Source organism: Pseudomonas sp. KH_040, from assembly GCF_057839305.1.
In genome coordinates this window covers 4,547,472-4,573,696 of the sequence record NZ_CM174487.1, presented here as the reverse complement: position 1 = coordinate 4,573,696, position 26,225 = coordinate 4,547,472, and the positions used below count along the sequence as shown (strand labels likewise).

Below are 26,225 nucleotides of genomic sequence, written 5' to 3'. Positions count from 1 at the left end.
TCTTGTTGGAGTACGACCATGTTTTTACGCCAATCCCTGGCCTTCTGTTTGTTGGCAATGAGTTCGTCGGTGTTTGCAGCTCCCGCGCACACCTATGATTTCGGCCAGCCAGCGCCTGCCGCCAAAGCCTCGCGCAGCATTGAAGTGGTGATGGGCGATATGTCCTTCGATCCCAAGACCATTCAGATCAAGGCCGGTGAGACCGTTCGCTTTGTGCTGGTGAATAAAGGCCAACTGCTGCACGAATTCAACCTCGGTGACGCGGCGATGCACGCCAAACACCAGCAGGAAATGTTGCAGATGCAGCAAAGCGGCATGCTTACGCCTACCGGCATGAAGGAAATGTCCCACGATATGGCCGGCATGGATCACGCAGCGATGGGCCATGGCATGAAACATGACGATCCGAACAGCGTGCTGGTCGAGCCGGGCCAAACCGCTGAGTTGACCTGGACCTTCAGCAAGGCCACCAGTCTGGAATTTGCCTGCAATATTCCCGGGCATTATCAGGCGGGCATGGTCGGCAAACTGACGGTCAGTCAGTAAGCACTCAAAGGCGCGGGCAAAGGCTGGTAGAATCCGCTGATTATTCAGTCAGGTTTCCGCCATGCATCCCGCAGCCGAACACTCGCCGCTGGGCAAATCCAGCGAATACATCGCCACGTACACGCCGTCCCTGCTGTTCCCGATTCCGCGCACCGCGAAATGGGCCGAACTGGGCCTGACCGCCGACACCCTGCCGTATAAAGGTGTGGATTTCTGGAACTGCTTCGAGTTGTCGTGGCTGCTGCCGTCGGGTAAACCGGTGGTGGCGATCGGCGAATTCAGCATCCCGGCGGATTCGCCGAACATCATCGAATCGAAGTCGTTCAAGCTGTATTTGAACTCGCTGAACCAGACGGCGTTTGCCGACGTGGCATCCTTGGAAGCGACCCTGATCAAGGATCTGTCGGCTGCCGCCGGCAAACCGGTGGGGGTGCGCGTTCGCAGCCTCAAGGACGTTGAAGCGGAAGGCGTTGTGGCGTTGCCGGGCGTGTGCATCGATGATCTGGATATCAGCGTCAGCAACTACGAGCATCCGCGCCCGGAATTGCTGCGTTGCGATGAGTCGCGGATCGTCGAGGAGACGGTGTATAGCCATCTGCTCAAATCCAATTGCCCGGTGACCAGTCAGCCGGACTGGGGCACGGTGGTGGTGGAATATCGTGGATCGGCACTGGATCACGCCAGTTTGCTCGAATACATCGTCAGCTTCCGCCAGCACTCAGACTTCCATGAGCAGTGTGTGGAGCGGATTTTCCTTGATCTGCAGCGCTTGCTGAAACCGGAGAAACTCACGGTGTTTGCACGTTACGTGCGTCGCGGTGGATTGGACATCAACCCATATCGCAGCACCGAAAGCGTACAGCTGCCGAATCACCGCCTCGTGCGTCAATAAAGATCAACTGTAGGGGAACGCATTGCCAAAGTTGAAATGAAAAAGCCCTGCCAGTGATGGCAGGGCTTTTTGCGTTTCGGGGAGAATCAGATCCCCATGCTGCCCAGCGCATTAACGATGTTGCGCAGGGTGCCGGCAATGGCCGGATGTTCGAGTTCAAAGCGATCAACCGCCAGATTGACGCCGTCAGCGATGCTGGCGTCTTGCGTGGCAGTCTCCAGTTGAATTTCGGATTCAATCTGCGCCATCAGCGCATGCAAATCCTCACGCTCGGCTTCCGACAGCGGCGGATTCTGCTCCAGCTGCTCGCGCAGGGTATCGAGCTGTTTTTGCAGTTCTTGGGCGGGCATGGTGTTTTCCTTTTATCAATAGGCACTGGCATTGACCGCAGCCGCGCGCCAAAGGTCTATGGCTGACCTTTAGATTAATCCACTCCCGGCAAACCTGCATGATCCCGATCAGGGCTTTTCGCCTTTGTGACGGCGCAGGCTGATGTCGGCCAGGCAGGTGTCGAGTTCACCCAAGTGATCGATAACCGAATGCACGCCGAGGCCGAACAACTGCATCGTCGCCTTGCCACGCAGTTGTTCGCGTTCTTTCTGGCTCAGCGCTTGCCATTCGCCCGGCGCCAGGCCGCACAGCGAGCCGCAGGAGGCGAGGCCGATCGTCCACAGACCGGCGTTAAGGCCCGATTGCAGCAAGCGCGGCTCACCACTGACCAATACGCAGCCGTCCAGACTGCTGACGTTCAGGTCCATCAGGGCCTGCCAGCAAGCGTTCGGTGCAGGCCATGGATTGATTGTTGCCGAATGTTGCGCAGGTTTGATCCACGTCGGCAGTGAGGCCGACAACGATTGGGCGAGGGCAGGGGACAGTTCATCCAGCCAGGCGCAGGGAATCTGCTGGCGCTGCAAACTGTGCAGACTGTCGAGCGCGCCCGGCGTGGCCTCAGCGTATTCAGGCAGGGCGATCGTCTGTTGCCGGGCGCGGGCACCGAAATCCACCAGGCAACCGCTGAGTCCAAACAGTACCGCAGTCAGTCTGGGCGCGGCGACGGGCAAGGTTTCGGCGTGTGTCATGGCAACATCCCTGAAATAACGATCAGGCTAGGGCGTATCAGTGACAGTTGGATGACAGCGGTGTGAAGGGCGATGCACGAAGCGTCCTACAGACTGCTGCATTGCGCGGACTGTCCAAACGGGCTTTTACGCTTATACTAGCGACCTGAATAGCCGGGCCCAGAGGTCCGCGACAGTACCATTCCAAGGAGTTTTTCTATGCGCTGGAGCAATCCGCTCGCTCAGCTTTGTGTATGTGCCGGCCTGTTGCTGGCTCCGTTCGCCACTCAGGCGGCAACGGAAGAAGACCCTTGGGAAAGCGTTAACCGTCCAATTTTCCAGTTCAACGACTTCGTTGATACTTACGCGCTGAAGCCATTGGCGCAGGGCTATGAGTTCGTCACACCGCAGTTCCTCGAAGACGGCATCCACAACATGTTTCGCAACGTCGGTGACGTCACCAACCTTGCCAACAACATCCTGCAAGCCAAACCGGCTGCCGCTGGCGTCGACACCGCTCGCCTGATCTTCAACACCACCTTCGGCCTGCTCGGTTTCTTCGATGTCGGCACCAAGATGGGCCTGAACCGTAGCGACGAAGACTTCGGTCAGACTCTCGGTTACTGGGGCGTCGGCAGCGGTCCGTATGTGATGCTGCCGCTGATGGGTCCGAGCACCTTGCGTGACGCACCGTCGAAATACGTCGACAGCTACACCGGTATGTACCGCTACATCGACCACGTGCCTACGCGTAACTCGATCTTCGGTCTGAACATCGTCGATACCCGCGCCAGCCTGCTGTCGAGCGAGAAGCTGATCAGCGGCGACAAATACACCTTCATCCGCAATGCCTACTTGCAGAACCGCGAGTTCAAGGTGAAGGATGGCCAGGTCGAAGACGATTTTTAATCTCGACCGATAAAAACAAGGCGACCTCAGGGTCGCCTTTTTTGTGTGTAGCTATTTCATCTTCAGGATGGTCAGGCCGAGCTTTTGGCCGCCGCCATCCTGTGCACTGACCCAGACCACTTCGGTCTCTGCCTCAAGGCCGCGGAGTGCGGCGAGATCGGAGTCGATGCGTACGCTCAAACGGTCGCCGACCGCGAACCGACGCGGCGCTTCGACCTGCATGCCACTGCTGGAGAGGTCGATGCACACCCCTGAAATCTGATCGCCTTCATGAATCAACACGATATCGGCATCGACCCGCATGCGGATGAAATCGCGCTTTTCGCTGTAGTCCCGACTGGTTTGACTCATGGTTACGTCCTTCCATTGGGTTACGGTTTGAGCTGTTCTTATAACTCTCGGTGATTTGACAAGTAAAGTCGTCAAGCGACCATCGGCGCATGCTTGAAACGCTCTGCGGATGGGAGTACCGTCTGCGCCTTAGAAGGGCACCTCTGATGTAACCGCGTTTGCAGACAATGCTCGAAAGCGGTGCAGCAGAGAGGCTAGAAAGCGAATCCAGTAGTCTGCGCAGGGCCCGATGCCCCGCCAACTACGCCAACCTAATTCTGGCGCCGTTTGCCCACATGCCAAAAACCAGTGCCACGCTGCTGATAATCGATGATGACGAAGTAGTGCGCGCGAGCCTCGCGGCCTATTTGGAAGACAGTGGTTTCAGCGTCCTGCAGGCCAGCAACGGCCAACAGGGTCTTCAGGTATTCGAGCAAGAACAGCCCGACTTGGTCATCTGCGATCTGCGCATGCCGCAGATGGGCGGTCTCGAACTGATCCGTCAGGTTACCGAGCGTTCACCGCAGACGCCGGTGATCGTGGTGTCGGGTGCCGGCGTGATGAACGACGCGGTCGAGGCTCTGCGCCTGGGCGCGGCGGACTACCTGATCAAGCCTCTCGAAGATCTGGCTGTGCTCGAGCACTCTGTGCGCCGGGCCCTGGATCGTGCGCGCCTGCTGGTGGAAAACCAGCGCTACCGCGAGAAGCTGGAAAAGGCCAACCGCGAGCTTGAGGCCAGCCTCAACCTGCTCCAGGAAGACCAGAACGCCGGTCGCCAGGTGCAGATGAACATGCTGCCGGAAAGCCCGTGGAGCATCGACGAGTTCAAGTTCGCGCACCAGATCATCCCGTCGTTGTACCTGTCGGGTGATTTTGTCGACTATTTCCGTGTCGACGAGCGCCGGGTCGCGTTTTACCTGGCGGACGTCTCCGGTCATGGCGCCTCTTCAGCCTTCGTCACCGTGCTGCTGAAGTTCATGACCACGCGCTTGCTGTTCGAATCCAAGCGCAACGGCACATTGCCGGAATTCAAGCCTTCGGAAGTCCTTGGTCATATCAACCGGGGGCTGATCAGTTGTAAGCTGGGTAAACACGTCACAATGGTCGGTGGAGTCATCGACGAGGAGACCGGTTTGTTGACCTATAGCATCGGCGGCCATCTGCCGTTGCCTGTGTTGTACACGCCTGACAGTGTTCGTTATCTCGAAGGGCGTGGTCTGCCGGTGGGGCTGTTCAATGAAGCCACCTACGAAGACCACGTGCTTGAGCTGCCGCCGACATTCAGCCTGACGCTGATGTCCGATGGCATTCTGGATCTTTTGCCAGAACCTACGCTCAAAGAAAAAGAAGCCGCTTTGCCTCAACGGGTGAAGTCGGCGGGCGGCAGCCTGGATGGTCTGCGGCAAGTGTTTGGATTGGCCACGCTAGGGGAGATGCCGGATGATATCGCCCTGTTGGTGTTGAGCAGGAATCTTTAATGAGTACCGGTAGAATCCAGTTCGCCGAGCAGGACGGCACCTTCGTCCTGAAGTTCGTCGGTGAAGTTCGCCTGACCCTGTGTTCGGCGTTGGATGCGACTATTGAGAAAATCTTCACCGCGCTGAATTTCAACGCGATCGTGATCGATTTGACCGAAACCCGCAGCATCGACAGCACGACATTGGGCCTGTTGGCCAAACTGTCGATCCTGTCGCGGCAGAAGGTCGGCCTGCTGCCGACCGTCGTCACCACCCACGAAGACATCACCCGTCTGCTGCAGTCGATGGGCTTCGAGCAGGTGTTCAACATCGTCAATCACCCGGTGCCATGCCCGGAGTGCCTGGACGACCTGCCGGATCAGGACCAGTCGGAAGAAGTGGTGCGGATCAAGGTGCTCGAAGCGCACAAGATCCTCATGGGCCTCAACGATTCCAATCGTGAAGCGTTTCATGATCTGGTGAATGCCCTCGAGCGGCATTGATCCGCTGAATTGAGGGTAGGCCCTGCTGGCCTCATCGCGAGCAGGCTCACTCCTACAGGGTTCTTCATTCGACACACAATCGCGATCAGACCACAGATCCCCTGTAGGAGTGAGCCTGCTCGCGATAGCTCTCGCAAGAACACTGATGTAATCCAGCGCACACAAAAAAGGGCGAACCTGTGAAGGTTCGCCCTTTTTGCATTTCACCCACTCAAATCACAGCTTGGCCTGCAACAGCGCCTCAAGCTTCTCCTGATCGCGAGCAAACTGACGAATGCCCTCTGCCAGTTTCTCGGTGGCCATCGCGTCTTCGTTGGACAACCAGCGGAACTGCGCTTCATTGAGGCTCAAACGGGCTTCACCGGCGTTGCCTGGGGCCAGTTTGCGCTCCAGCTTGCCGGTATCGGCCGCCAGCTTGTCGATCAGGTCCGGGCTGATGGTCAGGCGGTCGCAGCCGGCCAGTTGCTCGATCTGATTGAGGTTACGGAAGCTCGCGCCCATGACCACAGTTTTGTAGTCATTGGACTTGTAGTAATTGTAGATGCGGGTAACCGACTGTACGCCCGGATCATCGGCGCCGGTGTAGTCGTTGCCATTGGCCTTCTTGTACCAGTCGTAGATGCGGCCCACGAATGGCGAAATCAGGAACACACCCGCGTCGGCGCACGCGGCAGCCTGTGCGAAGGAGAACAGCAGGGTCAGGTTGGTCTGAATGCCTTCCTTTTCCAATACTTCGGCGGCGCGGATGCCTTCCCAGGTCGAGGCGATCTTGATCAGTACGCGATCACGACCGATACCGGCCTTGTCGTACAGCTCGATCAAGCGATGTGCGCGTTTCAGCACGGCATCCTTGTCGAACGACAGGCGCGCATCCACTTCGGTGGAAATACGGCCCGGGATCACTTTGAGAATTTCCTGACCCACCGCGACGCCGAAACGGTCACTGGCCAGGCCGACATCGCCCTTGCAGTCGCTGACGCAGGCGTTCAGCAGCTCGGCGTAGGCCGGAATGGCCGCCGCTTTGAGCAGCAGGGAAGGGTTGGTGGTGGCGTCGACCGGTTTGACTCGGGCGATCGCTTCGAAGTCGCCGGTGTCGGCAACCACGGTGGTGAATTGTTTGAGTTGTTCCAGCTTGGAGGTCATGGGCGTGCTCTGTCCTATGGGTCTGATGACATTACCCGAGCGCTGACGGCCACTCAAGGGTAGGTGCGTGTATCGATGGCCCCTGCGGCAACAACCTGAAAACAATTGTTTGAAAGGCGGGGCGCGGTATCGATGAATACGATGCCAAAACGGCCAACAGGTTCAAAGCAACCGACCTGTGTACAGATCGGTTGCCCAGGAACTACCCGGCGTTCAACAGGGCTTCGACCGACATGCGCGCCGGTTTCGGCTGGCCGTCAGAAGTCAGCAGGCCGAAGTTCTTCTCGCGATCGTTACTGCCGGAATCGCTGTTCTTCCATTCGTAGATGGAGGTCAGCGGGATATTGAGTTTTTTAACATCGCCAATAAACGCGTTGATCTTGCTCGCTTGTCCTTCCGGCCCGCCATTGGAGGTGAGCGCCGAAATCCCCCATTCACTGATGATCCCCGGCAGATGGAAGTTTTGCTGAATGAAGTTTTGCGCGTTGCTGATCTGCGTGGCGGTCATGCCGTAGGGGTGATAGGACACCGCGCTCAGGCATTTGGGATATTCGCTGACGATGCGGTTCAGCGCCACGGTTGAAGCCGAGCCGGCGCTAGGTGGGCGGGCGAAGCCGTAGCCGATCACCGGTGTCGATGGCGGTTGCGCCTGCAACGCCTTGCACACGCCGCTCATGAACGGCACAAACGTCGTGTCGAACTTGCCTGTCGGCCAGTAGGTTTCCAGATCGGGTTCATTCCATAGCTCGATCGCCACCAGTTGCTTGCCGTACGACTGTTGCAGCCCTGTCACGGCGTTGCCGAAGCCTTCACCGGCGGAGGTCAGCTCTGCGCTCGATGTGGCCGGCAACGGCTTGATCGCGCGGACCGTCAGTAACACCGGCAGGCTCGCCGATTGCGCCACCGCAAAGGCGTCGCTGACCTGTTTCTGATAAGCCTTGGCCGTCAGGCTGTCGCTCCACACACCGAAGCGTACAAACCCGAAGCCAGCCGATTTGATCTGCGCGGCGTCGGCGGCCGTGAAGTTCTGGATCTTTACTTGTACGCCGATGTTCTTGGCCGGAAGGTTGGGAAACAGCTCGCTGGCGTGAAGCTGGGTCGTAGCCCCCGCCATCATTAACGCCAAAGCGCCGAGTTTTTTGAGAGGTGTTGATTTCATGTCTGTTCTCCCGAAGAGAAGTGACAACTGCGAATAAATGATCTCGTTTCTCAATTTTCGAGTGAGGTAATGGCACTTAGTGCACGAATGTTATTTTTTGTCGGAAAACAATCACTCGAAAATCACAGTTATTTTTAGTCCGCTAATTGTGGTTGGGGGCTTTTAAACGCTGTGGTACTTAATACTTCGGTACTAACAGGGCGAATCTATTTCTGAGTGCAGGAAGATCTTGAGGGTTCATTCAATTGCTCTCGAGATGTTGGCCGTTTGACATTACACAGGAAAGTAAAACCTTGTTCAGAAAGATCCTTGTCGTTTGCGTGGGCAATATATGCCGTAGTCCGACGGCAGAACTGATGCTGCGTAACGCGCTGGCCCCTTCAGCGATCACCGTCTCCTCCGCAGGCCTGTCGGCGCGGGTTGGCGAAGGTGTCGAAGCTTCCGCCCGGCAAGTGCTGGAAGACCATGGGCATAGCGCCGAAGGCTTCAGGGCACGGCAACTGACCGCCGACATCGTCAATGAATCAGACCTGATTCTGGTCATGGAAAAACAGCATGTTAATCAAGTACTGAAGATTGCCTCTCACGCCAGAGGCAAAGTGTTTCTGCTCGGCAAGTGGCAGAGCGAGCGCGAAATACAAGACCCGTATCGTCAAGGCAAGGCCGCTTTTATTCATGCCCATGCATTGATTGAAGATGCTGTTAGCTCATGGGCGCAACGCCTCGCGCGTTGATAAATATTCTTCAGATCAATGAATGGTAAGAACAGACTTATGCAGTTACCGTCCGTCATCGGCACCCGCGACAATGATCAAGACAGTATTGATCTTCTCGGCATATTCGGCAGTTTGATCGACCAGAAATGGTTGATCGGCGCGCTCACCGGCGCCTTTATGGTCACCGGTGTGGCCTATGCAGTGTTGGCCACGCCCGTGTACCTGGCGAATGCGCTGGTGCAGGTCGAGCCGAAAAAGAACGACATGCTAGGTTTTTCCGACCTCAATAGCATGCTCGGCGGGCAATCACCGTCGGTGACCGAAATCGGCATCATCAAATCCCGCGCGGTGATCGGCAAAACCGTCGACGACTTGCGCCTGGACATCGATGTCACCCCCAACACCTTCCCGATGATTGGCGGCTTTCTCGCCCGGCGTTATCGCGGCGAGACCGAGACCAGCGTCGCTGCGCCGCGTTTCGGTTTGACCAGCTACGCCTGGGGTGGTGAACGCCTGGAGTTTGCCCGGCTGAATCTGCCGAAAGAACTGCTGGGCAAGAAACTCACCCTGATTGCTGGCGAACAAAAGCGCTTCCAGTTGCTCGATGACAACGACAACCTGCTGGTAGAAGGCACGGCGGGCGAAGCCTTCGCGCAGGATGGCGTAGAAGGGCAGATCACTCAATTGTTGGCTAACCCAGGTACGCGTTTCGAAGTGGTGCGCAACCCGCGAATCGTGACCATTCAAGGCTATCAGGACGCGCTGGACATCTCCGAGCAGGGCAAGGAATCGGGGATTATCAAACTGGCGCTGGCCAGCAGCGACGCCGCTGAAGCGGTGAAGATCCTCAACAAGATTGCTGCGCTGTACGTCGATCAGAACGTGCGCCGCACCTCGGCGGAAGCGGCGCAAAGTCTGGCTTTCCTGCAAAGCCAGTTGCCGCAGGTCAAGCGTGATCTGGCCAAGGCCAGCGATGCGTTGAACGCCTACCAGACCCACGGCAAGACCGTGAACATCTCGCTGGAAACCCAATCGGTGCTCGGTCAGTCGGTAGCGCTGGAAACGCGGATATCCGAGCTGAAAATGCAGCAGGCGGAGATGGATCGCAAGTTCACCAAGCAGCATCCGGCCTATCGCGCGTTGATGAGCCAGATTGGCGAACTGACCCAGCAACAGAAATCGCTGGAAGGCAAAGTCGGCGATCTGCCCGCGACACAGCAGGAATTGCTCAACCTGACCCGCGATGTCGAAGTGGCCTCGCAGATCTACACGCAGTTGCTGAACAAATCCCAAGAGCTGGACATCGTCCGTGCCGGCGCGGTGGGTAACGTGCGGCTGGTCGACGCGGCGGATGTCGACCTGACCAGTCCGGTCAAACCGAAAAAAGCTCTGATCGTTATCATCGCCACCTTCCTCGGTGCCTTCGTTGGTGTGGCGCTGGTGCTGCTGCGTAAATCCCTGAGCCGTGGTCTGGAAGGCCCTGAGGCCATCGAGCAACTCGGTTTGCCGGTGTACGCGTCGATTCCGTACAGCGCCTTGCAGGATGAAGAAGACAACAAAAAAGGCCGCGCCCGCGACGGTGTCGACAAACCGGCGTACCTGCTGGCCCTGCGTAACCCGACGGATCTGTCGATCGAATCGATCCGCAGCCTGCGCACCTGCCTGCACTTCGCCGGACTGGATTCGACCAACAACCGCATCATGATTTCCGGGCCGAGCCCGCAGGTCGGCAAGACCTTCGTCTCGTCCAACCTCGCCGCCGTCATGGCCCTGAGCGGCCAGCGCGTGGTGCTGATCGATGCCGACATGCGCAAAGGACACCTGCACAAAACCCTCAACACGCCGATCACCAACGGCTTGTCCGACCTGCTGGTCAAGCGCTGCAGTATCGATCAGGCGATCAACAAAATCGAAGTCGACAACCTGCACTTCATCAGTCGTGGTCAGGTGCCGCCGAATCCTTCCGAACTGTTGATGCACGCCAACTTCCGCGAGCTGCTGGCGGAACTGAGCGAGCGCTACGACCTGGTGATCATCGATACGCCGCCGCTGCTGGCGGTGACCGATGCGGCAATCGTTGGCCGTGAAGCCGGGATCAGCCTGATCGTCACGCGCTTCGGGGTGAACCCGGCCAAAGAGATCGAACTGACCATTCGCCGCTTCGCGCAGAACGGCATCGAGCTCAAAGGCGCGGTGTTCAACGGCGTCGAGAAGCGCGCCGCCAGCTACTACGGCAACGGCGGCTACGGCTATTACAACTACGAATACGCGTCCGACAAATCCTGACTGTCAGCGACTGTTTTTTCCTGTTTGAAGTGGGTGATTTGTGAAAAAAATACTGCACGTGGCAGAGACGATCAAAGGTGGCGTCGCGACCGTTATCCGGACGATTTCGGCTTCGCCGGAAGGCGACGCGGCGAACTACGAGCTGGTGTATCTGGTCCCGGAGGATCAGGCCAAAGAGTTGCACGGCATCGGTGCGCAACAGATCCGCACCTTCCCGCGCACCGGGCGCAATGTACCGTCGTTGCTGCGTTTCGCCTGGCGCCTGACCCAGGTCATGCTCAAGGAAAAACCCGACGTGGTGCATTTGCACAGCACCTTTTCCGGGGTGATCGGCCGTTGCGTGTGTGTGCTGCTGCGACCGTGGCGCAAGCCGAAAATCGTCTACTGCCCGCACGCGTTTTCGTTCCTGATGGAAAGCTCGCCGACCAAGCAGAAAGTCTATGCGTGGATCGAGCGAGTACTGCAGAAAGTCACCGACGTGATCATTTGTGTCAGCCAGTACGAACTCGACAAAGCCGCACGCTTCGGCATCGAGCGCAAGCGCATGAAGCTGATCTACAACGGCATTCACCGCAAGGATGACGCGCCGAAAGCGGCGAGTCCCGAGCCGATTCATCTGCTCTTTGTCGGTCGTCTCGATTACCAGAAAGGCTTCGACGTGTTGCTCAAGGCCTTCGCCAATGTGCAGCGCAAAGACTTGAAGCTGACCGTGGTCGGCAGCGCGGTGAACGAGGACGCGGTGGAGTGCCCGCCGATGGACTCTGTTGAATACCTGCCATGGGTCACGCCGAGCGAAGTGCAGGCGCTGTATCAGCAAGCCGATGCGCTGATCGTGCCGAGTCGCTGGGAAGGTTTCGCCATGGTGCCGCTTGAAGGCATGGCCATGGGCTTGCCGGTGATCGCCAGCAACTGCACGTCGCTGCCTGAACTGGTCACCAATGAAGTCTCCGGTTATGTCTTCCCGTCCGGTGATCACAAGGCGCTGGCCGATGTCCTGACGATCATCCAGAAGCCGCGCCTGCTCGACCTCGGCAACCAAGGTCGGAGCATCGTCCGCGAGCGTTTCAGTGCCGCGTTGATGATTCGCCAGACCTACGACCTGTATCGCGCTCCCACTTTTTAAGTAGAACTCAAGCATATGAACGTAACGATTTTGCATGGCTACAGTGCGTCCAACTCCGGTGACGGTCTGCTCGTCGATCTGGCCATCGCGCTGGTGCAGCGCAACTTTGGTGAAGACACCGCGATCAGTGTCGTGGCGTCCGATCCGGACTCTTTCAGCTACTTGCCGCACCCGCGTTTCGACGCGCCGGTGATGGCGGCCAAAGGTTTGGGCCGGGTCAAGCAAGCGGTGTTCCTTAATCAGTCCTACGCCGGGCTGGCGGATCTGTTGAAGAAAACCGACCTGATCGTCGGTGTCGGCGGCGGCTACATGCGCTCGAAAAGTGCTTTCGAACACATCAAGCTGAAACTCGGCCACGCCAAACAACTGGAAACCGCGATCCTCAGCAAAGTGCCGTCGGTGTACCTGCCGCAAAGCATTGGCCCGTTCCACGGTGAGAGCAGCAAGATCGTCGAGCACTACGCCAGTGCTGATGCGGTGTTCGTCCGCGACAATCGCTCTTCGGCGATTTTCGATGCCTGCGCCAACGTCTACCGCGCGCCGGATCTGGCCGTGCAGTCGTTGGCGAGCAAAATCCTCCAGCAAGCAAAATTCACCCGCTGCGCGTCTTCGCCAGCCACCGTGTGCGTGGTACTGCGCAAGCCGCCGGAGTGGAGCAAGGAAAAGAAAGTCGCTTACGTGGCCAATCTGAAGTTGCTGCTGCAGCGTTTGAAGAACAAAAGCAAAGTGGTCTGCGCCGTGCAGAGCGCGGTACGCGGCAACGATGACGGCGCGTTCTATCGCGAACTGGGCATCAGCGAAGACTTGTTGTCGTTGAAGGCGACGATTGCCAAGTATCAACCGGACCTGGTGATTTCCGTGCGTCTGCACGGCGCCATCGAATCGCTGCTCTCCGGCGTGCCGGCGTACCACATCAGCTATGAACGCAAAGGCTTCGGCGCCTATCAGGACATGGGCGTGGAAGATTGGGTAATCAACGGCGGCGACATCAATATCGACACCATCATCAACACGGTTTACGCGCCGAATGCACTGTCGGATTTCGGCAAGCGCCTGACTGACACCTGCCGTGAAATCGAAGCGAAAACCGTGGCCATGGACGACATCATCAAGGGTGTCGTTCGATGATATTTCGGCTGCTGCTTCGCGGCGGAGCGTTAGGCGCGAAGTTTTTGCTGGTGTTGGCGATCACCCATTACCTCGGTTATGAGGCGCTGGGCTTTTACGGTGTGGTGGTCGCGGCGTCGCTGATTGCGTCGAAGTTCTACAGCGTCGGTTTCAGTTCCGAGATCAATCGCTTGATCAGCGTCGGCGGCAGTTCGCGCCGCGTGGTCGACAAAGTCCTGCTGCTGTATCTGGCAGTGGGGCTGGTGCTGTCAGTGGTAACGGTGTTGATTTATTCGCTGTTCCAGACAGTCGAAGCGACCGCCACGCTGATTCTCTGCGTGACCTTGGTGTTGCTCACAGAGCACCTGTCGTTCGAGATCAACTCGTTCGTGTTTTCCGCGCAGAAAGCCACGGCCGGCGCATTGCTGTTCTTCATCAAGACCGGTCTCTGGGCGGTGTTGGCGGTGGGCGGGATGATGCTCGGTTGGGTCTCGGGAATCGCCAGCGTATTGTGGCTGTGGGTCGCCGCCAACGTGCTGGTGATCATCGCCGGTTACTTGATCGTGGTGAACGTTCATCACGGCCGAGAAGCCGGGACACTGGCCACCGCCACTGTGTGGAAAGCGGGACTACCGTTTTACCTCGGCACCGGGTTGATCGCCTTGAGTCAGTACGCCGAGCGGTTTCTGATCGCCGACCTCGAAACGTACGCCAAACTGGGTCAATACGTGTACGCATGGTCGGCGGCGAACACCTTGCAGGCGTTGTCTTACGCGGTGGTGGCGGTGGTCGGGATTCCGCTGTTGGCCAAGCGTTTTCAGGCGGATCAACAGCCGTTCACGGTCAAGCAACTGTTCATCAACAAGTGGGTCATGCGCTCGCTGGTGGTGTCGGCGGCGGTGGCGGTGGCGATCTATGTGTTTTTCAACGTGGTTCTCGATTACGTCGCTACCAGCGTGCCGCGCCCGGATAACGGCATTCTTGGCGTGCTGATTTTTTCCTTCGCCTTACGGGCGATTGGCGACATTGTCTGGGGCGGTTTGATTGCCTCGAAAAACAGTCGGGTGTCGCTGGCCAGTGCGGCGATTTGCCTGCTGGTGTCAGTGCCGGTCAGCTATCTGCTGATCAAGCATTATTCGATTTACGGCGCGGCGTGGGGCAATGTCTTCGCGATCATCGTGCAGCTTGTGGTGATTGCTGTGTTGACCCGTGCGACCCAGGCGAAAAAGGCCGCATTGTCATGGGCCTGAAGCTGCCGTGCATCGAGTTTCGTGGCAAGCGACTCGATTCGTATGTGTCGTTCCTGATCCTCTTCACCGGGCTGTTTCTGTCAGTGGCCATGCCGCTGCTGATCCCGCGTGATCCGGGTCCGGATGCGATGACCTTGTGGTCGTCCTACGCGCGTGCCGACAACTGCAACTTCTGGAACCCGTTCTCGCCGGATCGCTCGTCCTACGAGTGTTCGGCGTTCCTGCTACGGCCCACCGGGATCAACCTGACCAATGCCTGGGCCTACGGCATGTTCTGTAATTTTTTCCTCACGGCGATACCGGTGGTGGTGTTTCGGCGCATGCCGTTGGCGATCTTCGGCACCTTGTGTCTGTGGGGGATTGTGCGCTCGTTTTTCCTGGAGAACCTGACCAAGGAAATCATTGTGTCGGTGGCGGTGTTGAGCATTCTGCTCAGCTCGCTGACGCGCAAATATCGCGGCGGTTTTTTTCTCTCGGCAGTGATCTACGGCGTGCTGATCCGGCCTTACTGGATTCTGTTTTCGCTGTCGTGGGTCGGCGTCTGCGTGATGAAAAAGTACGTGTCGCGCACGACCTTCTTCCTGATGTTGTTCCTGTTCTACCTCGCTGTTGCGATGTCGATCCAGATCGCCCTGGGCTTTCCGGTGTCATCGATTCGCGCCAGCAACAACGAGTTGCGCACGGCGGGCGAGGAGGGCTCGAAATCGTTGATCGTGTCGTGGCTCAGCGGCAGCGACTTCGTTTCGCAGGCGCTGGACTCGATGATCATCTTCTTCCGACTGTCGTTTCCGGTGGAGCTGATTCTGCTCTCGGGGCCGGGGCAGGTGATCTTCGTGGCGCTGATGATCATGACCGCGTTGCTGCTGTTCAAAGTCATCACCTCGACTGATTACAAAGGCGCGCCGATCCAGACCAAACCCAAGGAACTGATCGCGATTCCGCTGGCGTTTCTGCTGGTGCAAGGCCTGTTCGAGCCGGACTTCGGCTCCTTCGCCCGGCACTTCTCGATGGTGGTGCCGGTGTTGTTCGTGGGCCTTGGCTTGATGCTGCGGGCGAACAAACCGGTGCAGGTTGAATCACGAATTCTGAATTGAGGCAGGTGCTTTATGTCGAGCAAGAAAAAGTCCCTGGAGATCGAAACCCTGCGGGGTCTGGCGTGCCTGTTGCTGGTGCTCTATCACGTCATCGGGCCGTTGGGCGGCGGGCTGAAGATCGATATCGGCTCGCCGTTCCGGGTGATCGCCGATTCGATGGTCTACGTGCGCATGCCGCTGTTCACGTTTATTTCCGGGTACATCTATTCGATCTACAAAATTCGCGGCAATGACTTTTCCGCGTTCTTCAGCGGCAAGGTGCGCCGCTTGATCGTGCCGCTGTTTTGCGTCGGTGTACCGTTCTCGGTGTTGCAAGCGGTGGGGCCGGGGGTGAACAAGGATGTCGGGGTGATCGACGCGTTGTTGTCGTTCTGGGTGCCGATCAACCACTTCTGGTTCCTGCAGGCGGTGTTCATTATTTTCATGTTCGTCGGGCTGCTGGAGTGGCGCGGGATGTTGCGTTCGGCGACGCGCTTGTATGGGCTGTTTGCGTTTGCGGCGCTGTTGTTTCTGCTGCCGCCGTTCAAGTTCGATGCGTTCGGAATTAACGGCGCGATTTATCTGCTGCCGTTTTTTGTCGCGGGGATGATTGGCCAGGAGAATGTCGACCGGTTGAAGCAGACATTCAAAGTGATCGGGCCGCTGGTGTTTGCGCTGATTTCGCTGACGCTGTTGTATGTCGCGGCGATTGATCGTGAGTTGATTGTTGATCGTCGCAGTCTGATCGGTTTGACCGTGGGTTGCGTGTCGTGCATCGCCTTGCTGTCGAGTGATATGCGCTCGAAAGCGCTGACCTGGCTCGGTGGTTATTCCTATGCGATTTTCCTGTTTCATGTGCTGTTCGCGGCGACGTCGCGGTTTGTGCTGGGGCGGTTGGGGGTGAAGGATGAGAGTTTGCTGGTGCTCGGTGGCTTGAGTTGTGGCTTGCTGGGGCCGGTGGTGTTGTCGATGGTTTTCAGCCGGTTCAATTTCACTTCGGTGTTGTTTCTTGGCGAGCGCGCGGCGAAGAAGAAACCCTTGGTGCCTGCCACCCCGGTGGTGCAGACCCAATCATCCCTGTAAGTCACACCATCCCTGTGGGAGCTGGCTTGCCAGCGATAGGGTCGGGTCAGATACAAATTTGTTGCCTGACCCACCGCTATCGCTGGCAAGCCAGCTCCCACAGGATTTCTCGGTGTACACAGATTTAGCGGGTGACCGCGATAAATGTAGGCCTTCGCCTGCTCGCGATAGCGTTGTGTCAGTCAATGCATTTGTATTGGATGGACCGCAATCGCGAGCAGGCTCACTCCTACAGTTGATCTCTGTACACCCAAGCATCCAGTGGGCCATTCCAGACTGAAGGAAATTTTGCATGGTGGCAGTAGATGATGCGCAACCCGTCGCAGCGTCGGTGGTTCAGGTGGGCGATGCCCGCGAGCGATTCGTGCAGTGGCGTGAAGGCAAGGCCGGCAAGGTGTTGTCAGTCTCGGTAATCGGTGACAGCTACACTGCCGGGCAGGATTTCTACCTGAACAAACTGGTGCAACGCGTGGCCGGGGAGGTCGGTTTTGCCGGGCCGGGTTACGTCGGTTTCAACCACGGTGCCGCGCTGGGCGGCACGCATTTCAAATACACCCGCAGCAGTGACAAGTACTTTGGCGGTGACTGGAAGGTTTCAGAGTTGGGGCAAGCAAGCCCGGACAGCCGCACAGTGACGGGCCGGCCCGGTGCGTGGTTGCAGGTGGATGCCAATCCTTCGCCGCGCATCGATACGGCGGTCACTCAGGCGAAACTGCTTTATCTGGGTAACGGCGAATCCAGCGAGATCCGCTACCGCTGGACGCCCACGCAAGACTGGCAACCCTTGAAACTCGAAGGTTCTGGTGTTCAGGAAGTCCCGCTCACAGGACTCTCGGCAGCGAAAGACTGGTCCTTCAAACTGGAAGTGGTGAAGGGCGCGCCGACGTTGTTCGGCTTGTGGATGAGCAACGATCAGAGCGGCGTGCGGGTTTCGAAACTGGCGGCATCGGGCGCAGCGTCTGCGGATTTCTATCACAAGGATCCGCAATGGCAGGTGCAGTGGAAAGCTGCCGTGTCGAAGATCCCCGCTGATGTTTACCTGATCATGCTCGGTGGCAACGATCAGGGCTTCGGCGTTAAACCCGCGCAGTACTTGCAGAATGTTCAGGGGCTGGTGGGCATGCTGCGTGAGATTCAACCGCAGGCGAGCATCAACCTGATCATGCGTCAGGACACCACGCGCTCCAGTGCTTACCCGATGTCAGCGTATGCGCAGGTGCTTGAACCGTGGGCGCGCGAGCAGCATCTGGGGTATGCCAACCTGCAATGCGCGTTCGGGCCGGACGTCAAACGCTACGCGGCGGCGATGATTGGCCCGGACAAGATTCATCCACTGCCGGCCACAGGCGGGAAAGTGATTGCCGATTACTTTTATGGCTGGATCATGGGCGCCAAGGATCGTTGCGACGCCGCCCCGAAATAACACGCAAACCTCAGAGCGGTGATCGTTCCCACGCTCCGCGTGGGAATGCCGCCCGGGACGCTCCGCGTCCCCTCGCTGTGTGACGCAGAGCGTCACTGGATGCATTCCCACGCAGAGCGTGGGAATGATCAGGTGAGAGGAGTTATTCGAAGGCGTCGACCTGCTCGAGCAACTCCGCCATCTTCTGCGGCATCAACCGCGTATCACAACGGGTTTCCACGTTGATGATGATCGCCGGGTCGTTACAGCAAATCCGCACGCGAAAGCGCCAGTCGCTGAAGATCACCTTCAGCCCATCACGGTCATCCATCTCCAGCGCCTGCTCGCCGTACAGCTTTTTCAAATGCGCGAGCAGCGGATAGGGATCGCGCATCGGCCGGCGGATATCCCCGGACGCGGGAAACACGCCAATCCGCTCCACCAGCAGAATCGTGCCCAGCCAGGACTCGTTGGCGCTGGGCAACGGCTGATGGCGTGACAGCCAGCTCATCACCCCGAGGTTACCCACCTCGCGTTCAATCTCTACGGAATGTTGTGCAATGTTCATGGTGGCCTCGTTGAGTGATGGGAGCCGTCTCAGCGGCCCTTGAGATAGACGTTTTCGTAGCAGAAATTGGTCGCCTGCAAGTAGCCCTCGGCGTCACCGCAGTCAAAGCGCAGGCCTTTGAACTTGTAGGCCAGCACGCAGCCGTTCTGCGCTTGCTTCATCAGCGCGTCGGTGATCTGGATTTCGCCGCCCTTGCCCGGTTGGGTGTCGGCGATCAGGTCGAAGATGTCCGGAGTGAGGATGTAGCGACCGATGATCGCCAGGTTCGACGGCGCGTCTTGCGGGGCCGGTTTTTCCACCATGTTGTTGACCCGGTAGATGCCGTCGGACATCAGCTCGCCGGCGATCACCCCGTACTTGTGGGTCTGGTCGGCCGGGACTTCCTGGATGGCGACGATCGAGCAGCGGAATTTCTTGTACAGCTCAATCATCTGCGTGAGTACGCCGTCACCTTCGAGGTTCAGGCACAGGTCATCGGCCAACACCACGGCGAAGGGTTCGTCGCCGATCAGCGGACGACCGCTGAGAATCGCGTGGCCCAGGCCCTTCATTTCCACCTGACGGGTGTAGGAGAAGGTGCAGGTGTCGATCAGCTCACGGGTGCCGGCGAGGAACTTCTCTTTCTCGGTGCCGCGGATCTGGTGTTCGAGTTCGTAGCTGATGTCGAAATGGTCTTCCAGCGCACGCTTGCCGCGACCGGTGACGATGGCCATGTGTTGCAGGCCGGCGTCCCGTGCTTCTTCAACGGCGTATTCGATCAACGGCTTGTTGACGATTGGCAGCATCTCTTTAGGCATGGCTTTGGTGGCCGGCAAGAAACGCGTGCCGTAGCCGGCAGCGGGGAACAAACATTTACGAATCATAAAAGTATCCTGGACAGTCATGGAACACAGGCGACAGATGCGCGCACTAATAAAGGGCGTACAAGTTTCAATGTTGAATTGAAGGCTTACTTTAATACCTGAGTCAGGTTATTAATGGCAAATGCTCGTGACGGTAAAACACGACAATGTTATGAGATGTCGGTAAGTGCGTTGTTAGTTATTTTTAGTCGGTATCTGTTGATAGTGATGAGTGCACAGGGAGTGCTAATAAGTAGCGGGCAATACAGTGTGACCTGCAAAAATATTTATTGCCAGTCATTGAACTAGTTTTGTTTTCGGTTGTTGTCGCCTTGTTTGTGTGGATTGTGACACATCTTCAATGAATCAGGCTTGACACGCTACTTGTCACTCATTCAAAGACGGATCGCGCTATGAAGATTCTGGTAACGGGTGGCGCCGGCTATATCGGCTCGCACACCACACTTGCTCTACTTGAAGCAGGTTATGAAGTTGTCGTACTGGATAACCTTTGTAACAGCAGCGAAGCATCGTTGCACGCCGTTGAGGGCATTTGCGGCAAGAGTGCCTGGATGATCCGCGGCGATGTCTGTGACCGGGCACTGCTCGACCGGATTTTCCGTGAGCACAACATCGACGCGGTGCTGCATTTTGCCGGCCTGAAAGCGGTCGGCGAAAGCGTGCGCAAACCGCTCGAGTACTACGAGACCAATGTCAGCGGCAGCATTAATCTGTGCCAGGCAATGGCGGCGGCGGGGGTGTTCCGACTGGTGTTCAGTTCGTCGGCCACGGTGTATGGCGAGCCTGAGCAGATGCCGATCCGCGAGGATTTCCCCACTGGTAATCCGACCAATCCTTACGGCCAGTCCAAGCTGATCGTCGAGAACGTGCTGCGTGACCTGAGCCTGGCCGAGCCGCGCTGGAGCATCGCTTTGCTGCGCTACTTCAACCCGATCGGCGCCCACGCCAGCGGCCATATGGGCGAAGACCCCAACGGCATCCCGAATAATCTGGTGCCTTACATCAGTCAGGTGGCGGTCGGCAGCCTGCAAGAGTTGTCGATTTTCGGCAACGATTACCCGACTGTCGACGGTACTGGCGTGCGCGATTACATCCACGTCGTCGATCTGGCGGACGGTCACTTGAAGGCGTTGCAGTCGATCTCCGGACGCACCGGCATTCATACCTGGAACCTTGGCACGGGCGATGGCTACAGCGTGCTGCAAGTGCTCCACGCGTTTGAACAGGCCTGCGGGCAACCGGTGCCTTACCGGATGATGCCGCGCCGTTCCGGGGATATCGCCGAGAGCTGGGCCGACGCCTCCAAGGCTGCGAAGGAACTTGGCTGGAAAGCCACGCGCAACTTGCAAGACATGGTCACTGACACTTGGCGCTGGCAATCGAACCATCCCAAAGGCTACTTGGGATGATGGCCATTTAACTCAATGTTATTTTCAGTCAGGTTGTTAGATAACGTCGGGAAATTACACTGGCAATGCCTTTTGCAAGTCCGTAGATATAAACCTGCCGTTCGACTTTTATCAGTTGGGTAAGACTGTGAAAGAACGACGGATCATGTTCGCGCTTTTTGCGGACTTGAACTCACCACCGCTAACTCAGGCCGGTTTTTTAACAGGTCGAATGTTAGAAAGGAGTTGATATGAAAAAAGTGATGGCAGTTGCCCTGTTGACGATGTTGAGCAACTGGGCTGCCGCCGCTGAAGCACCGCTGACAGCGGTAACCAATGTAGGTGGCAACGTGGCGGCTTCTCAAGCGCCCGCAGCCAGTACTGCAATGGTTGCCAGTGCTGTAGCGGCGTCTAACAGCGGTGGCAGTGCCAACGGCGGTACCACCGGTACGACGGGTACCACCGGTACCACCGGCACGCATAACTAACAGGAAGTTCTGTTAGTGCAGTACAAGGTCGCCCGACGCAAGTCGGGTGACTTTGTTTTTGGATTCGCCCTTGAATAGCGTAGTGCCATTATGACTCGTAGTGTTTATCTTTTAATGTTGGCAAGTCTCGCTTTGCAAGGTTGCATGTTTTCCCCCGGTCAATACCTCAGCACCGGCAGCATCACCCGCCAGGGCGCCAGCGAAAGCAGCCGGGTCGAGCTGATTCCGATCACACCCAAGCTGATTGCCATGAACCGCGCCACGCAAAAGCGTGAGTCGCTGCCGCCGGAGTTGTTGGCGACCCCGGCCGAATACCGCATCGGCAACAACGATGTCCTGTACATCACCGTGTGGGATCACCCCGAGCTGACGGCCCCGTCCGGCGCGCAACAACAGATCGATGCCAACGGCCGTCTGGTGCGCTCCGATGGCACGCTCTATTACCCGTTCATCAAGGAAGTCCAGGCCACCGGCCGGACCATCCAGCAACTGCGCTCGGACATTGAACAGCGGCTGTCGGCATTCATTGCCGAGCCGCAGGTGGATGTCGCGGTGTTGCGTTTTGCCAGCCAGAAAGTCGTGGTCACCGGCGCGGTGGCCAAGGCCGGCCCGCAAGCGATTTCGACCAATCCGCTGAGCGTGGTCGAAGCCCTCGGTTCGGCCGGCATCGATACCAACAATGCCGATTTGTCCGGGCTGTTGCTGACCCGCAACGGCCGCACGTATCCGCTCAACCTCGACTCGCTCAATCAGCAGGATTCCGAGTTGCAGAACGTCTTCCTCAAGGGCGGCGATCAGCTGTATCTGCCGTACAACGACAACAAGCGCATCTACGTGATGGGCGAGGTCAACCAGCCGCGCGCGTTGAGTTTCAAGACCGCGACGATGAACCTCACCGATGTGCTCGGTTCGGTCGGCGGCTTGAGCCAGACCACCTCCAACGGCAACGCGGTGTACGTCATTCGTGGCGTGGAAAACCTCGATGTCGAGCCGGCGAAGATCTACCAGTTGGAAGCTGAATCGCCGACTGCCATGGCGCTCGCTTCGCACTTCGAAGTCCGCCCGCAGGACGTGGTGTATGTCGGGCCTGCCAACGTGACTCGCTGGAACCGTCTGATCAGCCAACTGGTGCCGTCGGCATCGATTGTCGGCACTGGCGCTTCCGCTGCGAAGAACTGGAGCGAATACAGTAACAACAGCAAATAAGGTCGCCGACTTTGAATATTTTGAAAGTTGGCCTGTGCCTGATGGCGGCCTCGTTGCTGTGCGGCTGTAACCCGCTGATGAGCGCTTCGTTGAATAACCTTAAAGCGGCAGTCGTCGGCCCGGATGAGGTCGACGTGTCGGCGGCTGAAGTGGCCGGGGTCAATTATCCGCAAATGAAACTGACCACGCCGTTCGGTTCCGGGGTGCTGGCGCTGGTGCGCGAGCGCGAAGACCTGCAGTTCTGGGTCGCCTCGGGCAAACAGGTTCTGCTGCTGCGCAATGGCCTCGCCGTGCGCAGCATTGGCCTGGGGCTGGAAGGCGATCTCGATGGCACGCGGCTGGCCGATGACTCGCCGTTCAAACAAGGTCTGCATCACGTCGCCGACGGTTTCACCACGCGGCGCTGGATCGACCTCTACAAGGGCCAGGAAGTCGGGGTGATCGTCAACAGCCGCTTCTCCCGCCGCTCCGAACAGACCCTGCAGATTCTCGACAAGGAATACACCGTGCTGCGTGTCGATGAACAGATTGACGCCCCGGCCATCGGCCTGAGCGCGACCAATCGTTACTGGGTCGATCCGCGTGACGGTTTCATTTTGCAGAGCGAGCAGCAACTGACCTCGCAGTTACGCGTCAAGGTTGTGCAACTGACCCCTGATCGCAGGCACCTGCCGTGATGCGCCTGAAAATGTTATCGGCGAGCTTGTTGCTGGTCGCGAGTGTGAGTCAGGCGGCCGTCACGGTGTCGGGCGATGTCGCCAATCCCGGGCCGGTCGCGTTACCAGCCGGCGGGCGCTTGCTCGATGTGATCAGCGAAGCCGTGCCGAATGCCGAAGGTTATTGGCTGGCGGGCGGGTTGCTGCGTCAGTCGCTGATCGAGGAGCAAACGCGGCTGAAGGTCGGCGTGTTGTTTGATCTGGATGTGCTGCAGCGCATGTCGATGCTGTTCGATCTGCCGAGTCGGGCGGCGCTGGCGCAGCGTATTGCCGAAGAAGTGCGGCGGATGCCGGTGACCGGACGGCAGATTGCCGATCTCGATCCGGTGGCGCTGGAGGTTGGCTTCGCGCGCAACATTCGCCTCGATGACGGCGATCGTCTGATCTATCCGAAGCGTGTCGACGAAGTGCAAGTGCTCGGTGCCGTCGCCGAGCCGTGCCACTTGCCGTATCAGCCGTTGCAGGAGGCCCGTGAGTATTTGCAGGGCTGTTCGATCCTGAACGATGCCGAAGCCGATTACCTCTGGCTGATCCAGCCCAACGGCGCTTCGCAACGTGTCGGCATTGCCCACTGGAATCGCGAGTCCGGGCAGTTTCCGGTGGCCGGCAGCAAGATTCTGGTGCCGTTGAAGAATGATGATCTTGATCCGCCTATCCCTGAGCTGAATCAGCAGTTGGCTGAATTTATTGCCACGCAGCTGGCCGAGGTGGTTCGTTGAAGTTACGTTTTGCAGCTGTGTTGTTATTGCCGTGTGGTTTGGCTCATGCAGAGCCGCGCATTACCCAGAATGACTTCGGTGGCACCGGTCTGTTGCAGACGCCGACCGCGCGCATGGCCCCGGCCGGCGAGTTGAGCGTCAACGCCAACCGCACCGATCCGTACAGTCGCTACAGCGTGTCGTTGCAGCCGCTGGACTGGCTCGAAGGCTCGTTTCGGTACACCGCGATCACCAACCGGCCGTACGGCTCGGAGGCCCTCAGCGGTAGTCAAAGCTATAAGGACAAGGCGGTCGACGTCAAAGTCCGGCTGTGGCAGGAAAGCCACTGGCTGCCCGACGTGGCGCTGGGCTTCCGAGATATCGGCGGTACCGGTTTGTTCTCCAGTGAATTTTTCGTCGCCAACAAGCGCTACGACAACTTCGATTTCAGCGCCGGGATCGCCTGGGGTTACCTGGGTAATCGCGGCGATATCGACAACCCGTTGGGTTACGTCAGTGATCGTTTCGATACCCGTCCGGCCCTGGAAGGCACCGGTGACGTCAACTCGGGTTCGTACTTTCGTGGGCGGCCGTCGTTCTTCGGTGGCGTGAGCTATCAGACGCCGTGGGATCGCCTCAGCCTGAAACTCGAATTCGAAGGCAACGACTACAAGCACGAGCCGAAGGACAACGAGATCAAACAGGACTCGCCGATCAACCTTGGCGCAGTGTTCAAGGTGACTGATTCGGTCGATGTCAGCGCGGCGTGGGAGCGCGGCAACACGGCGATGTTCGGCGTGACCTTCCACACCAATTTCGTCAGCCGCAAGGCACCGGCGAAGACTTACGATCCGACCCCGGAACCGCTGCCGGCGAAGGCACCGACCACGGCGATGGATCAGGTCAACTGGGCCAACGTCTCGCAGCGTTTGCAGCAGAACGCCGGCTACAAGGTCGAGCGCATTGCCCAGCGTGATTCCGAACTGATTGTGTATGGCGAGCAGCAGCGCTACTTCCATTCGTCCAAGGCAGTCGGGCGGGCGAGCCGGATTCTCGACAACAGCGTCAACGACGACATCGACTGGTTCACCGTGGTCAACAAGCGCTACGACTTGCCGCTGGAAGAAACCAGCGTGCCGCGCCAGACCTTCCGCGAAGTGATCAACAACGAGGAGCCTTTGCAGTCGTTGCACCGCACCACCGAGATCAACCCGGCGATGCCGCACAATGAGAAAACCCTTTACACCGAAGCGCCGCAGCATTTCAGTTATGGCGTGGGATTGGGCTTCAAGCAGAACGTTGGCGGTCCGGATGGCTTGCTCTATCAATTGAGCGCCGATGCCGACGCCGAATACCGCTTCAATCGCAACACCTGGTGGAGCGGCTTGCTCAGTGCCAACCTGGCCAACAACTTCGACAAATTCACCTACGACGCGCCGAGCGGCTTGCCGCGTGTGCGCACGGATTTGCGCCAGTATCTGACCACATCCAACACGACCATGCCGTTGTTCCAGGTCAGCCATGCCGAGCAGTTGGATAAAGACTGGTACGGCATGGTGTATGGCGGTTATCTGGAGTCGATGTTTGCCGGTGTCGGCGGTGAGGTGTTGTTCCGCCCGACCGGTGAGCGCTGGTCGGTGGGCGCGGATCTGAACTGGGTGCGTCAGCGTGATTTCGATCAAGGCTTTGCGCTGCGCGATTACTCGGTGGTGACCGGGCATGTCACGGCGTATACCGATTTGCCATTCGATACGTTGGCGGCGGTTAGTGTTGGGCGTTATCTGGCCGGAGACTGGGGCGGCACGCTGGACATCTCGCGCGAGTTTTTCAATGGCGTGCGTTTTGGCGCGTGGGCGACGATCACCACGGCGGGCAGCGCGGAATATGGCGAAGGTAGTTTCGACAAAGGCATCTACCTGTCGATCCCGTTCGACGAAATGATGAGCATGTCGACCATGCGCCGCGCCAACCTGGTCTGGGCCCCACTGACCCGTGACGGTGGTGCGCGACTGAATCGCGGCTACCAACTGCACTCGATGACCGATAGCCGGGAAGGGGATATGTTTTATCGGAATTTCGAGAAGATCACCGAGTAAACGCGGATCTCCAAAACACCTCTGAAACCTGTGGGAGCTGGCTTGCCAGCGATGAGGTCGGCACATTCAAGATTGATATTGGCTGACCCACCGCCATCGCTGGCAAGTCGAATCGTCGCACCGCAGCTCCCACAGGTTATGTGTCTAGCCACAAGGCCTGAGCCA

The 26,225-nt window shown here is 58.1% G+C and carries 26 protein-coding genes; 19 read left to right on the top strand and 7 right to left on the bottom strand.

Features of this window, described 5'->3' with window-relative positions; translation table 11 throughout:
* Positions 1-18: 18 nt before the first annotated feature.
* Together copI and queF are read left to right on the top strand one after the other, a co-directional pair.
* The gene (gene copI, locus AC3IUF_RS20310) at positions 19-546 is read left to right on the top strand and encodes a copper-resistant cuproprotein CopI (protein WP_414915693.1); all 528 of its coding nucleotides are present in this window, start codon (positions 19-21) and stop codon (positions 544-546) included.
* Positions 547-607: 61 nt separating this feature from the next.
* Positions 608-1,438, top strand: coding sequence for an NADPH-dependent 7-cyano-7-deazaguanine reductase QueF (gene queF / locus AC3IUF_RS20305; RefSeq protein WP_414915694.1), 831 nt, complete (start codon positions 608-610; stop codon positions 1,436-1,438).
* Positions 1,439-1,524: 86 nt separating this feature from the next.
* On the opposite strand, the gene AC3IUF_RS20300 is transcribed toward queF, so the two are convergent.
* Positions 1,525-1,788: a DUF4404 family protein gene (locus AC3IUF_RS20300; RefSeq protein WP_007910520.1), complete on the bottom strand. Its 264-nt coding sequence runs from the start codon at positions 1,786-1,788 to the stop codon at positions 1,525-1,527.
* A gap of 108 nt (positions 1,789-1,896) precedes the next feature.
* On the bottom strand, positions 1,897-2,517 hold the full coding sequence (gene pcrP, locus AC3IUF_RS20295; RefSeq protein ID WP_489279145.1) for an HAD superfamily inactivated hydrolase PcrP: 621 nt from the start codon (positions 2,515-2,517) through the stop codon (positions 1,897-1,899).
* 198 nt (positions 2,518-2,715) lie between these two features.
* Between pcrP and AC3IUF_RS20290 the strand changes: the two genes are divergently transcribed.
* On the top strand, positions 2,716-3,405 hold the full coding sequence (locus tag AC3IUF_RS20290; protein WP_095114310.1) for an MlaA family lipoprotein: 690 nt from the start codon (positions 2,716-2,718) through the stop codon (positions 3,403-3,405).
* Positions 3,406-3,456: 51 nt separating this feature from the next.
* Here AC3IUF_RS20290 and AC3IUF_RS20285 read toward each other — a convergent pair whose 3' ends face one another.
* Positions 3,457-3,756, bottom strand: a complete 300-nt coding sequence (locus tag AC3IUF_RS20285; protein WP_123377049.1) for a PilZ domain-containing protein — start codon at positions 3,754-3,756, stop codon at positions 3,457-3,459.
* 275 nt (positions 3,757-4,031) lie between these two features.
* Between AC3IUF_RS20285 and rssB the strand changes: the two genes are divergently transcribed.
* Together rssB and rssC are read left to right on the top strand one after the other, a co-directional pair.
* The gene (gene rssB, locus AC3IUF_RS20280) at positions 4,032-5,213 is read left to right on the top strand and encodes a two-component system response regulator RssB (RefSeq protein WP_042705031.1); all 1,182 of its coding nucleotides are present in this window, start codon (positions 4,032-4,034) and stop codon (positions 5,211-5,213) included.
* Complete coding sequence (gene rssC, locus AC3IUF_RS20275) at positions 5,213-5,695, top strand: anti-sigma factor antagonist RssC (RefSeq protein WP_003226553.1); 483 nt, start codon at positions 5,213-5,215, stop codon at positions 5,693-5,695. The genes rssB and rssC overlap by 1 nt, the downstream gene beginning before the upstream one ends.
* Positions 5,696-5,911: 216 nt before the next feature.
* Here the strand turns inward: rssC and tal are convergent, their stop codons facing one another.
* Together tal and AC3IUF_RS20265 are read right to left on the bottom strand one after the other, a co-directional pair.
* A complete protein-coding gene (tal, locus tag AC3IUF_RS20270) occupies positions 5,912-6,838 on the bottom strand; it encodes a transaldolase (RefSeq protein WP_007910528.1) in 927 nt (308 codons plus the stop codon).
* A gap of 202 nt (positions 6,839-7,040) precedes the next feature.
* Positions 7,041-7,997: a glycosyl hydrolase family 5 gene (locus AC3IUF_RS20265; RefSeq protein WP_123377048.1), complete on the bottom strand. Its 957-nt coding sequence runs from the start codon at positions 7,995-7,997 to the stop codon at positions 7,041-7,043.
* A 293-nt stretch (positions 7,998-8,290) separates the two neighbouring features.
* On the opposite strand from AC3IUF_RS20265, the gene AC3IUF_RS20260 reads away from it, so the two are divergent.
* From AC3IUF_RS20260 to AC3IUF_RS20225, 8 genes are all read left to right on the top strand, one after another.
* Positions 8,291-8,731: a low molecular weight protein-tyrosine-phosphatase gene (locus AC3IUF_RS20260; RefSeq protein ID WP_007910532.1), complete on the top strand. Its 441-nt coding sequence runs from the start codon at positions 8,291-8,293 to the stop codon at positions 8,729-8,731.
* Between the two features lie 39 nt (positions 8,732-8,770).
* The gene (locus AC3IUF_RS20255; RefSeq protein WP_007910534.1) at positions 8,771-10,999 is read left to right on the top strand and encodes a polysaccharide biosynthesis tyrosine autokinase; all 2,229 of its coding nucleotides are present in this window, start codon (positions 8,771-8,773) and stop codon (positions 10,997-10,999) included.
* Between the two features lie 40 nt (positions 11,000-11,039).
* The gene (locus AC3IUF_RS20250; RefSeq protein ID WP_489279142.1) at positions 11,040-12,122 is read left to right on the top strand and encodes a glycosyltransferase family 4 protein; all 1,083 of its coding nucleotides are present in this window, start codon (positions 11,040-11,042) and stop codon (positions 12,120-12,122) included.
* Between the two features lie 15 nt (positions 12,123-12,137).
* Entirely contained in the window at positions 12,138-13,250 is a 1,113-nt protein-coding gene (locus tag AC3IUF_RS20245; protein ID WP_489279141.1) for a polysaccharide pyruvyl transferase family protein, read from the top strand.
* Positions 13,247-14,479 carry an MATE family efflux transporter gene (locus AC3IUF_RS20240; protein ID WP_489279139.1) on the top strand — a complete coding sequence of 411 codons (1,233 nt, stop codon included), beginning with the start codon at positions 13,247-13,249 and terminating at the stop codon, positions 14,477-14,479. Before AC3IUF_RS20245 ends, AC3IUF_RS20240 begins: the two co-directional genes overlap by 4 nt.
* Entirely contained in the window at positions 14,470-15,573 is a 1,104-nt protein-coding gene (locus AC3IUF_RS20235) for a hypothetical protein (RefSeq protein ID WP_007910541.1), read from the top strand. The genes AC3IUF_RS20240 and AC3IUF_RS20235 overlap by 10 nt, the downstream gene beginning before the upstream one ends.
* A gap of 12 nt (positions 15,574-15,585) precedes the next feature.
* On the top strand, positions 15,586-16,635 hold the full coding sequence (locus tag AC3IUF_RS20230) for an acyltransferase family protein (protein ID WP_489279138.1): 1,050 nt from the start codon (positions 15,586-15,588) through the stop codon (positions 16,633-16,635).
* Between the two features lie 292 nt (positions 16,636-16,927).
* Positions 16,928-18,058 (top strand): SGNH/GDSL hydrolase family protein, encoded by a 1,131-nt coding sequence (locus AC3IUF_RS20225; RefSeq protein ID WP_489279136.1) that lies wholly within the window; start codon positions 16,928-16,930, stop codon positions 18,056-18,058.
* A 142-nt stretch (positions 18,059-18,200) separates the two neighbouring features.
* Here AC3IUF_RS20225 and AC3IUF_RS20220 read toward each other — a convergent pair whose 3' ends face one another.
* Entirely contained in the window at positions 18,201-18,605 is a 405-nt protein-coding gene (locus tag AC3IUF_RS20220; protein ID WP_489279135.1) for a mannose-1-phosphate guanylyltransferase, read from the bottom strand.
* A 29-nt stretch (positions 18,606-18,634) separates the two neighbouring features.
* Positions 18,635-19,468, bottom strand: coding sequence for a UTP--glucose-1-phosphate uridylyltransferase GalU (gene galU / locus AC3IUF_RS20215; RefSeq protein ID WP_007910549.1), 834 nt, complete (start codon positions 19,466-19,468; stop codon positions 18,635-18,637).
* A 392-nt stretch (positions 19,469-19,860) separates the two neighbouring features.
* Here galU and galE point away from each other — a divergent pair, with 392 nt between their 5' ends.
* From galE to AC3IUF_RS20185, 6 genes are all read left to right on the top strand, one after another.
* Positions 19,861-20,877 (top strand): UDP-glucose 4-epimerase GalE, encoded by a 1,017-nt coding sequence (gene galE / locus AC3IUF_RS20210; protein WP_447786440.1) that lies wholly within the window; start codon positions 19,861-19,863, stop codon positions 20,875-20,877.
* A gap of 230 nt (positions 20,878-21,107) precedes the next feature.
* Positions 21,108-21,344 (top strand): hypothetical protein, encoded by a 237-nt coding sequence (locus AC3IUF_RS20205; protein WP_007910552.1) that lies wholly within the window; start codon positions 21,108-21,110, stop codon positions 21,342-21,344.
* Between the two features lie 90 nt (positions 21,345-21,434).
* A complete protein-coding gene (locus AC3IUF_RS20200) occupies positions 21,435-22,550 on the top strand; it encodes a polysaccharide biosynthesis/export family protein (protein ID WP_176472376.1) in 1,116 nt (371 codons plus the stop codon).
* 11 nt (positions 22,551-22,561) lie between these two features.
* On the top strand, positions 22,562-23,227 hold the full coding sequence (locus AC3IUF_RS20195) for a YjbF family lipoprotein (protein WP_489279132.1): 666 nt from the start codon (positions 22,562-22,564) through the stop codon (positions 23,225-23,227).
* Positions 23,227-23,985 carry a capsule biosynthesis GfcC family protein gene (locus AC3IUF_RS20190; RefSeq protein WP_489279130.1) on the top strand — a complete coding sequence of 253 codons (759 nt, stop codon included), beginning with the start codon at positions 23,227-23,229 and terminating at the stop codon, positions 23,983-23,985. The genes AC3IUF_RS20195 and AC3IUF_RS20190 overlap by 1 nt, the downstream gene beginning before the upstream one ends.
* On the top strand, positions 23,982-26,060 hold the full coding sequence (locus AC3IUF_RS20185) for a YjbH domain-containing protein (protein WP_489279129.1): 2,079 nt from the start codon (positions 23,982-23,984) through the stop codon (positions 26,058-26,060). Before AC3IUF_RS20190 ends, AC3IUF_RS20185 begins: the two co-directional genes overlap by 4 nt.
* Positions 26,061-26,225: the final 165 nt, after the last annotated feature.